The sequence below is a fragment of the Cupriavidus sp. 05T313 genome, assembly GCF_056396665.1.
Genome location: NZ_JBFTLX010000344.1, coordinates 1 through 10,283 on the forward strand (window position 1 = coordinate 1; position 10,283 = coordinate 10,283).

At 64.3% G+C, this 10,283-nt stretch carries 7 protein-coding genes and 1 pseudogene; 4 read left to right on the forward strand and 4 right to left on the reverse strand.

The genetic code is table 11. The features are described 5' to 3' along the window. Together AC1DKD_RS38180 and AC1DKD_RS38185 are read right to left on the reverse strand one after the other, a co-directional pair. Positions 1 to 517: hypothetical protein (locus AC1DKD_RS38180; RefSeq protein WP_477144481.1), on the reverse strand; the 517-nt coding region annotated here is incomplete at its 3' end. 199 nt (positions 518 to 716) lie between these two features. Beyond that, entirely contained in the window at positions 717 to 1,853 is a 1,137-nt protein-coding gene (locus tag AC1DKD_RS38185) for a 4-hydroxyphenylpyruvate dioxygenase family protein (RefSeq protein WP_441636805.1), read from the reverse strand. A gap of 407 nt (positions 1,854 to 2,260) precedes the next feature. Between AC1DKD_RS38185 and AC1DKD_RS38190 the strand changes: the two genes are divergently transcribed. Beyond that, positions 2,261 to 3,094, forward strand: a complete 834-nt coding sequence (locus tag AC1DKD_RS38190; protein WP_441636803.1) for a shikimate dehydrogenase family protein — start codon at positions 2,261 to 2,263, stop codon at positions 3,092 to 3,094. 104 nt (positions 3,095 to 3,198) lie between these two features. Further along, positions 3,199 to 4,548, forward strand: coding sequence for an MFS transporter (locus AC1DKD_RS38195; protein ID WP_441636801.1), 1,350 nt, complete (start codon positions 3,199 to 3,201; stop codon positions 4,546 to 4,548). A gap of 35 nt (positions 4,549 to 4,583) precedes the next feature. On the opposite strand, the pseudogene AC1DKD_RS38200 reads toward AC1DKD_RS38195, so the two are convergent. Beyond that, a pseudogene (locus AC1DKD_RS38200) lies at positions 4,584 to 4,910 on the reverse strand (type II 3-dehydroquinate dehydratase); the annotation flags it as partial. A gap of 70 nt (positions 4,911 to 4,980) precedes the next feature. Then, positions 4,981 to 5,340, reverse strand: a complete 360-nt coding sequence (locus tag AC1DKD_RS38205; protein ID WP_441637389.1) for a Gfo/Idh/MocA family oxidoreductase — start codon at positions 5,338 to 5,340, stop codon at positions 4,981 to 4,983. A gap of 300 nt (positions 5,341 to 5,640) precedes the next feature. Between AC1DKD_RS38205 and AC1DKD_RS38210 the strand changes: the two genes are divergently transcribed. Continuing rightward, the gene (locus AC1DKD_RS38210) at positions 5,641 to 8,223 is read left to right on the forward strand and encodes a type VI secretion system Vgr family protein (RefSeq protein ID WP_477144482.1); all 2,583 of its coding nucleotides are present in this window, start codon (positions 5,641 to 5,643) and stop codon (positions 8,221 to 8,223) included. A gap of 7 nt (positions 8,224 to 8,230) precedes the next feature. Beyond that, positions 8,231 to 10,189 (forward strand): zinc metalloprotease, encoded by a 1,959-nt coding sequence (locus AC1DKD_RS38215; protein ID WP_477144483.1) that lies wholly within the window; start codon positions 8,231 to 8,233, stop codon positions 10,187 to 10,189. Positions 10,190 to 10,283: the final 94 nt, after the last annotated feature.

The window sequence follows — 10,283 nt, forward strand, 5'->3', positions numbered from 1 at the left end:
GGTGGGTGTAGTCATAGCCGTCGACGCGCCGGTCCAGTTGCCAGGCTTCACCGTTGCGCGTGAAAAAATACGCACCCAGCCAGGCGCCCGCGGCGTGGCTATCGTTGCGCGTGCCGCCTTCATCCACGGTCACGCCTTCGGTCAGCATCACGGCGTGGATGTCATCCAGCCGGATTACCTGGATCGGCTTGACGTCGATGGTGTCCTCCACCAGCGGCGCCTCGCCCTTGCCCTTGTACTCCTGGTCCGGCAAACGGGCGCGCACCACGCGGCCCTTGTCGTCGTCGCGCCAGCCGGGAAAGGCGAGCCGGATCAGGGCCTCGCGCTTGAGGCTGTCGGCCTGCGCAACCGCCGCGGAGGCCGGCCTGGCCTCGGCGGACGAGGCGCCGGCCGCCTCGGGCGAGGTGTCGTGCCGGGAGCACGCGGGCAAGCCGAGGCAAAGTGCCAGGGCCGGCGCCAGCATCAGCCGGGCAAGGGTTGGGCATGCCGGAAAGACAGCGGGAGGGCGAAGATTCATGGTGACGGCGAACGCGAGGGCCGCGGCTGCACGGCCTGAAACAAGGGAGGAAAAAGCTGGGACGACACCGGCGCCGCGCTGAGCACGGGATGCCGCGAACCGCACTATCCGCGAGCAGGTCCGTGCCGTCAAGCCAGTGCGGCATCGCCGTTGGCGGCCTGGCGTGGCAGCTGGCACTGCGCGGCCATCCGCAGGCCGGTCAGGCCGGCGACCTGGGCGCGCGGGCCATGGCCGCTTCCAGCGCCGGCAGGTTGCCCTCGCCGAAACCGTGGTAGCCGTCGCGCTGGACGATCTCGAAGAAGAATTCGCCGGCCTCGCGCCGGGCGAAGGCTTGCAGGAAGCGCTCGCGCGTCCCGTCGTCGCGCTGCGCGCCATCCACCAGGATGCCATAGCGCCGCAACGCGGCCAGATCCAGCCCGTGGCCAGGCACGCGCGCATCGACGGTGTCGTAATAGGCTGGTGGCGGCTCGACGAAACGCACGCCGTTGCGCTCCAGCGCGGCCGCGCTGGCCACGAGGTCGTCGGTCGCCAGCGCAATATGCTGGATACCCTCGCCGTGATGGCCGGACAGGTAGTGCTCCATCTGGTCGTGCCGCTGCGTGCCCTTCTCGTAGATCGGGATGCGGATCAGACCGCATGGCGAAAGCAGTACGCGTGAATCGCTGGCGACATGCCAGCCGGCGTTGACTTCGTGGATCTCGCGAAACCCGAGCACGTTGCGGTAGAAATCGAGCCACTCTTCCAGGTGGCCCGGATCGACCGCCTGCGTCAGATGGTCCACGCGGGTGAGGCCGGCTGCGGTGGACGCGGCGGCGTCCGAAGCCGCATGGGCCAGCGAGCGGAAATCGACGTCGTAGATGGAGATGTCGCCTACGTCGCCGGGCCGGCCTTCCTTGCCGCGCCAGCGGTCGATGAAGTAGATGATGGACTGGCCGATGCCCTGGATGGCGGGAATGTTCAGTTCCATGGGCCCCACCGTCCCGCCCTCGAACGGCCATGCGCCCGCATCGATCGCGCGCGCGAAGGCCGTTGCCGCATCGTTCACGCGAATGCCGACCGCACAGATCGACAGGCCGTATTCGGACGCATAGCGGGTGGCGAAGGAATCCGGCTCCGCGTCGACGATGAAGTTCATCTCGCCTTGCCGGAACAGCTTCACGTTCTTGTGCCGGTGCTGGGCAATGGCATGGAAGCCGAACCGCTCGAAGGTACGCCCGAGCGCCACGGGGTCGGGAGACGCGAATTCGATGAACTCATAACCCATGATGCCCAGCGGATTCTCCCAAGGCTGGAAATCGTCGCCGCGCGGGGAAAAAGCGTCTGCCGACAGGCTCATGTCTCTGCTCCTTTATGGAATCCGTGGTGGCTGCGGGTGTGGCGTCACTCATCATAGCAAGGGCCCCGGCTTCGCTCTAGCCCGGCCGCAAGACCCGCGCGCGCCGAACCGGGTGGGCGCGGCGGCAGCCGAAGCGTAGCCGCCGCCCCCGCAGCCAACAATGGCAACAGCCCCGGCCCGCCACATTATTCGTGCACCGGCGAACGATGAACGCACGAAACTGGCGTAAACCCTTATCTCGCCTTGCCGCTCTGTCCGGGTAGGTGGAGCACCGGGGGCAAACCCGAATTTCGACCTATAATCGCGCGCATTCGTCCATCTATCGCGCATTGTGCCGATTGAATCTCTTGGAACAAGCCACTTGAGCCTCTAAGCTTCGGCTATCCACATCGAACCCGGCCTACATCATGATCAACGGCAAGACCACTCTCATCGCCCATATCGGCTACCCCACCGAGTCATTCAAGGCGCCGATGATCTACAACCCGTGGTTCGAACAGCGCGGCATCAATGCCGTGGTGGTGCCCATGGGCCTGAAAGCGGAGGACTTCGCGAGCGGATTCCGCGCGCTGTTCCGGCTGACCAATATCCGCGGCGCGCTGATCACCATGCCGCACAAGGTCACCACCATGGAACTGGTGGACGCGCTCACCCCGACCGCGCGCATCGCCGGCGCCTGCAACGCCGTGCTGCTGCGCGAGGATGGCACCTTGCTGGGCGACCAGTTCGATGGCGCCGGATTCGTGCGCGGCATCCAGCGCAAGGGCTGCCGGCTGGAGGGCGCCAGCGTGCTGGTCTCGGGCTGCGGCGGCGTCGGTTCGGCCATCGCCGCGTCGCTGGCTGCCGCCGGAGTGGCGCGGCTGGGGCTGTTCGACGCGCGCGAAGCCTCCGCGCAAGCGCTGGCGGCACGCCTGCAGTCGCACTATCCGAGCCTGCAGGTCAGCGTGGGCGCCAACGACCCCGCCGGCTACGAAGTGGTGGTCAACGCCACGCCGCTGGGCATGAACGAGACGGATCCCCTGCCCTTCGACGTATCGCGCATCGATCCGCAGGCATGGGTTGGCGAGGTGGTGATGAAATCCGAATACACGCCCTTGCTGCGCGCGGCCATCGCGCGCGGCTGCAAGGTCCAGGTCGGCACCGACATGCTGTTCGAAATGATTCCGGCCTACCTGGAATTCTTCGGCTTCGGCACGGCAACGGCCGATGCGTTACGCGCCGTGGCCAGGATCGCCTATTGAGCGGCGCGCTCGCCGGCCACGCAGCGGGTACGCTGCCGCAAAAGCACAGACGCCATGCCACGGCAAGGGCGCAAGACAGAATGGAAATTCCCGGAGACACCCCCATGACTACGACACATAAGGACCTTGTCACGCCACTCGCCGTGCATGGCACGATTGGCGACAAGATACGCTCGGCCTTCGCCGTCGGGCGCATGCGCTGGGGCATGCTGGCCCTGGTGTTCTTCGCCACCACGCTGAACTACATCGACCGTGCGGCGCTGGGCGTGATGCAGCCGGTACTGGCCAAGGCCATGAACTGGACAGCCCAGGACTACGCCAATATCAACTTCTGGTTCCAGGTTGGCTATGCCGTGGGCTTTGGGGCGCAGGGGCGCTTTATCGACAAGGTCGGCGTGAAGCGCGCGTTCCTGATCGCGGTGCTGCTGTGGAGCGTCGCCGCCGGCGCGCACGGCCTGGCGGTGTCGGCCGTTGGCTTCATGGTTTGCCGCTTCTTCCTGGGCCTGACCGAAGCCGCCAACTATCCCGCCTGCGTCAAGACCACGCGGCTGTGGTTTCCGGCGGGCGAGCGTGCCGTGGCCACGGGCCTGTTCAATGCCGGCACCAACGTCGGGGCCATGGTCGCGCCGGTCATGCTGCCGCTGATCCTCGTGGCCTGGGGCTGGCAGGCCGCCTTCTTCTGCATCGGCGCGCTCGGCCTCATCTGGGTGGTGTTCTGGGTGCGCAACTACTACGATCCCGAGCAGCACCCGCGCGTCAGCCAGGGCGAGCTGCGCTACGTACAGCAAGGCGTGGAACCCGCGCCGCAGAAGGTGCCGTACTCGCGCATCCTGCGCATGCGCGGCACCTGGGCCTTCGCGCTGGCCTACACCATCACGGCCCCCGTATTCTGGTTCTATCTCTACTGGCTGCCGCCGTTTCTCAACCAGCAGTACAACCTCGGCATCAACGTGACGCAGATGGGCATTCCGCTGATCGTCATCTACCTCGCCGCCGATCTCGGCAGCGTTGGCGGCGGCGCGCTGTCGTCGCTGTTGATCGGCCGGGGCATGGCGCCGGTGAAGGCACGGCTGCTGTCGATGCTGCTCTTCGCCGCCTGCATCACCATGATCGTGTTCGCCGCCGGCGCCAGCAGCCTGTGGATGGCGGTGGCCGCGATCTCGATCGCCATTGGCGCGCACCAGGCCTGGACCGCGAACATCTGGAGCATGGTGATGGACTACACGCCCAAGGAAGTCATCAGCTCCGTGTTCGGCTTCGGCGGCATGATGGGCGCCGTCGGCGGCATGTTCATGACCCAGCTCGTCGGCTACGTGCTGACCAGGACGCACAACAACTACTCGGTGCTGTTCACCATGATTCCCTGCGCGTATTTCCTCGCGCTGGCCTGGATGTACTTCATGGCGCCGCGCGCAGTCCCTGGCGCGATCGAGGGCCAGTCCCCCGCTCACTGAAACGCATGACGGCGCGAGGCGCGGCCCGGCAACGCCTCGCGCTTGTGCACATTCGAGATATGCACCTCCACGAAGGGAATCGCCACGCCGGCGAAGGCGTCGCGGATCGCCACGCTGGTGTGCGTGAACGCGCCGGGATTGATCAGGATGTAGCTGACGCCCTCGGTGCGCGCCGCGTGGATGCGGTCGACGATGGCGCCTTCGTGGTTGCTCTGGAAGCAGTCCAGCGACAAGCCCATTCCGGCGGCCTGCTGCTTCAGGGCCGCCTCGACGTCCGCCAGCGTGGTCGAGCCATAGATCTGCGGCTCGCGCGTGCCCAACAGGTTCAGGTTGGGGCCGTTGATGACGAGTACGGATTGCATGTTGTTTCCTCTTTCCCAGGTGTTCTTGCCGGTCTTCCGATCGGTGCCGCCTTGCTGGCGGATGCACGGCTCAGGCCTCCACCGTCCCGACGATGCAGCCTGTGCGCGCAGCCTCGGCGATGGCCTCGGCGACACGCAGATTCTGCAGCCCATCATGCACGGTGGCAAGAGGCTTCGCCGTGCCGTGGATCACGTCGCAGAAATGCGCGAGCTGCCGTTCGAGCGGGTCCTCGTGCACCAATCCGGCCACGCTGGCCTGGAATGGCTTTAACCATGAGCGGTCTTTGTCGCGCGCGCAGGTCTTGAGTCGCATGGTCTGCACGGCTAGCGATCCGTGCGCACCGGCGATCAGGTAGCAGTCCTCATCCGGATAACTTCTGGCCCTCCTAGAAGCCCGGCACGCAACGCGCAAGGATGGCCGGACATGCACCAGACAGCAGTACCTGACCGCGTCGTTTGCGCGCCACGCAATGTAAGCAATTTGCAAACGCGCTAGCGCGGGTATTGCCTCTTGCGCCAGGCTGGTCGCGCCATCCGAAATGAGCGTGATATCAGCCGTAACTCATTCCGCTTTGCATTTGACTTCGATAGCGAATTCGGACGCGTCCGATTTACTCGCTAAGCGCACCTATTTAGCATCACCCTGAGTCACTGCGCCTGGACTGGCCGAACCGCGTGGCAGCCGCCATGCGCAAGCCACCGAGTTCCAATCTCTCACGGAGTGTTTTGCATGGGTCATCGCTTGCCGTCGTTTTCCTCCCGCACCGTCCGCGTCACCGGTGCGGGCATGCCCACTTTGCTTGGCCAGCCGATGCTGGTGTTCTCCAAGCTGTCTGGCACCGAAAGCATCAACAGCCTGTTCGCCTACGAACTGGAACTCAAGACCCCGGATGCACGCAATGCCCTGTATGGCCCTGCCGCCGAACTGKACATGGAAGCCATGCAGGGGCAGGAACTGACGGTTGAAATTGAACTGGACGGCGCCGGGTCAGGCCCTGAAGGTGGCGTCGGCAAGGGCACGCGCGAAATCACCGGCATCGTCACCGACCTGTACGGCCCCATCTATGAGAACCAGCACGTCGTCTACCGCATGACGCTGCGCCCCTGGCTTTGGCTCGCCACACAGACCACCGATTACAAGTCGTTCCAGAACATGACGGTGATTGAAATCGCCGAGAAAGTGCTGTCGGATTACACCTTCCCGGTCGAGCGGCGCCTGTTCGGCATCGAGTACCCTCGGCGCGAATGTCAGTGGCAGTTCGGTGAAACGGACTACCGGTTTCTCTGTCGCATCCTCAGCGAATTTGGAATCAACTTCCATTGGGAACACGCAGATGGCCATCACCGCATGGTGTTGACCGATGGCAACGGCGCCTTTCGCAAATTCCCCAGCGCCGCCTATCACACGATCAGTTGGTATCCCTCTTCGGATCGCGTGGATAAGGAACACCTGCACGCCTTCGAAATCCACGACCGGCTGGTGTCGGGCAAGTGGACGCACGGCGACTACGACTTCAACCAGCCGCGTGCCGATCTGAACGTCACCAGCAAAGATCCGCGCGACACCAGCCACCCGATGCAGGAACGGTATGTGTGGCCGGGCGACTTCACCCAACCCAAGACCGGCAGCGATGCCTGGCAGGAAGGCGACATGCTCGCACGCATCCGCATGGAAGCGATGCGCCAGCACGGCTACCGGGTGCGGGGCAAGGGCAACGTGCGCGCGATGGTGCCGGGCTGCATGTTCACACTCAAGCGGTTCATGCGGCGCAAGGCGAACCGCGAATTCCTGATCTATGCCGCGCGCCTGTGGATCGAGGACGTGGGGGAAGTCTCCGGCAGCGGCCAGCAATGGCGCTGCGAGGTCGAATTCGAAGCGCAGCCCAGCAATGAGATCTTCCGCCCAGAGCGCGTGGAAAAGCCCAAGGTGGGCGGCTATCACAGCGCCAGGGTCGTCGGCCCCGAGAACCAGGCCATCTGGTGCGATGACGTGGGGCGGGTCCGCGTCCAGTTCCCGTGGGACCGCTATGGCAAAGACGACGCGAACAGTTCCTGCTGGATTCGCGTGGCCGACTATGCCTCGGGCGACCAGTTCGGCAGCACGCACGTGCCGCGCATCGGCCAGGAAGTGCTGGTGGAATTCATGGGAGGCGACCCGGACCTGCCGATCATTGTCGGGCGGGTGAACAACCGCCTGAACCTGCCGCCCTGGAACCTGCCCGGCCAGCATGCCCTATCCGGCTATCGGAGCAAGGAGCTGTTTGGCGAGGGCCGCAACCACACACTCTATGACGATACCCAGGATCAACAACAGGTCCAGGTAGCCTCGGCCTACCAGAACAGCTTGCTGGCGCTGGGCCACAACGTGCGGGTAAAGGACGCCGAGGGGCGCAAGGACAAGCGCGGCGAAGGGTTCGAGTTGCGCACCGATGGCAAGGGCGCCATCCGTTCGGACGGCATGCTGATCACTACCGAGGCCCGGCGCAAGGCAGAGGGCCATGCGTTGGCGATGCGCGAAACGATCCAGCGGCTGGAACAGGCACTGGGCGAAGCGCGCAATGTGCTGGAGGCCAGCATCGCGGCCCTCGCGCAAACCAATGAACAGGAGGATGTAGCCGAGGCCATCGCGGCGCAAAACCAGGTTATCCGGGGCACAGGCGACCCCCTTGGGGAACTGAGCGAACCAATGCTGATAGTGGCAAGCCCGGCAGGCATCGCCAGCACGACCGCCAAGACCACGCACCTGCACAGCGGCGACCACACAGCGCTGACCACCGGCAAGCATCTCTCCCTCTCCAGCGGCGCCAGCATCGTCGGCAGCGCGGGTAAGGGCGTTTCGTTGTGCGGCCACACAGAGGATGTCAAGCTGATCGCGCGCAAGGGCAAATTCATCGCGCAGGCGCAGAACAATGAGATGGAGATGGTGTCGCGCGACACGCTGCGCATCACCAGCACCGAGAAGAAAGTAGAGATCACCGCCGCCGAGGAGATCGTCTTCAACGTAGGCGGCACGTACTACCGCATGACGCCCAGCTCCATCGAAAGCGGCACCAGCGGGTCCTGGGCGGTCCACGCGGGCAGCCGCTTGCTCACCGGCCCCAAGACCCGCACCACGCCCATGCCCAGCTTCGGCAAGGGCTACTCCGGCTTCTACAAGCTGCACTGGGAAGACGCCAACCAGCCAGCGCCCTACCAGCCCTATCGCATCACGCGCGCCGATGGCAGCGTCATCGAAGGCGTAACCAACGCCGATGGCGAAACCGCGCTGCGTCTGGCCGAATTCGGCGAACCCCTGAAAATCGAACTCCTGTAAGGACACCATGGCGACCCATCCTTCCCAGCCCGCCAAGACCGCGGCCCCGCTCCCCACGCTGACACTGAAGCCCGGCGGCGCAGTTTGTCAGGTGGGGCTGCCGCTGCGGCCCCTGCGGATTTACTTCCAGACCTACCCCGGCATGAGCGGCAAAGTGTCCGAGCGCGCACTGGCTGGCATCTTCTACAAGCTGCGCATTCCCGGCCGGCCAGACATCGAGAGCCAGACCGAACCCAACGGCCAGATCCTGCTGCCGGGATTGCGGCCGGGGTTGACCGGAGAACTGGAAATCCTGGGGACAACCATTCACCTGCAACCGCGCGACTACAGCGCCGACGAAGCGACCGACGGCCGGACGACGATGAGCATCCAGGGCGCGAAACGCCGCCTGATGATCCTGGGCTATTACGACAAGCCGTACTGTTATGTACCACCGAACACACGAGTGGAACCCCAGACGCCCAACGACAAGCTGGATCATCTTGAAATCGAGGACGCCATTCTTCGCTTCCAGGTGGACAACGGCCTCATGCCGGACGGGGAAATCGAGCGTCACGAAGTGGGTGCCGATGGCAAGATCGATCCGGGCCGGAAATATGGCTTTCACACCGACATCGCAAGCTCCACCACCAGGCAGTTTCATCCCGATTTCGTGGCCCGGCTGGYGGCAGGCGGCGGCAGCGCCCCGCCGGACACGATGACACCGTGCGCCGTACCGCCACCCCAGCCGGCCAAGGGCAAGCCGCAGCCAGGCAAGTCGCAGCCACTCGCGCGGGAGATCTACGAAGGACACCGCTTCGTGCCGGTGCGCTTCGTGCGCGAGAACTACAACAGATTCGATCCGAAATACCCGGAACTGGATGACCGCGGCTATGTCGATGGCAGGCCCGGCCCGGTGGTCAGCCTGACGAATGGACAGACCATTCAGATCTACCTGCAACGCCTGCACTTGTTCAAGAATGTGCCATTGTCCGTCAAGAGCACGGATGAAAGCGTGGTGACGGTTGGCACGCCATCGGGCGATATCGTGCAACTGACTGGAGTCAACGGCGGTGATAGGGAGAAGCCCAGGAAGGCCACCATTGAGGTTCGCTATAGCAACGCTGGTGGCCCGCTCCTGCATCGCCTCTATGTGGAAGTCTACAACCCTATCTGGGTCGCCGTGGTCGTGCACGCCATGACCATCGGCCAGAAGGACAATCCTGCCATTGCGCCGGTTGGCCCAGGCCTGACCCGTCACGATATCTGGAACCTGTTCGACAAGGTCAACGACATCTGGCGCGCGGCCGGCATCCAATACGAGATCGAAGGCTGGCTCGACGAGAACATCCGGCTCACAAAGGCCGGTGAAATGAATGCTGCCGAGTTCGATGAAATAACCAGCGTCAATCGGCTAAGCGGCAAGCTCAATATGTACCTGGTCCGAACCATGAGCGGGATTGGCATCGGATGGGGGGCCTGCAACACCGCGCTGGTGGTTGGCGAGAAGATGGCTGGCGGCTTCCAACAGGCTGCACCGGAAGTCATACAGGCCATTGCCCACGAAATCGGCCACTACCTCGGCCTCTGGCATCCCGGCACGATCAACGCCAGCGGTGACGATGTAGCGAACCCGCCTACCCGGCCGGAAGACCACGCCATGCAGGATTACTGGTCGCRCCGGAGCCTGATGTACGTTTCCACCGCACTGCAGGCGACGCCCCCGCTTCAAGCCAACGTACGTCAACGCGGACGCTTGAACGATGTGGGGTATGGCAGAACACAGTACCCCAATGGGGGATACGTCGACTGCGGCGGCAAGATGCTGTGTTGCAAAGTCGTGCCGACGATTGTGTCCCGTGCGGACGAATCTGAAATCGCCACAGCGCGCAATATCGCGTTGCTCAACCAATCCAAATCAAAAGGAACCGACACCGCATGGAGCCAAGACATCGACGCCAAACCCGGTCATGGCGTGTTTGCCTGACGCTGCTTTATGGCATTGCCACGGCCATGCCGGCCCTATCCGCTACCGCGCAAACCGCACCCGCTCAGGAGACCCAAGCCATGCCAACCCTGGC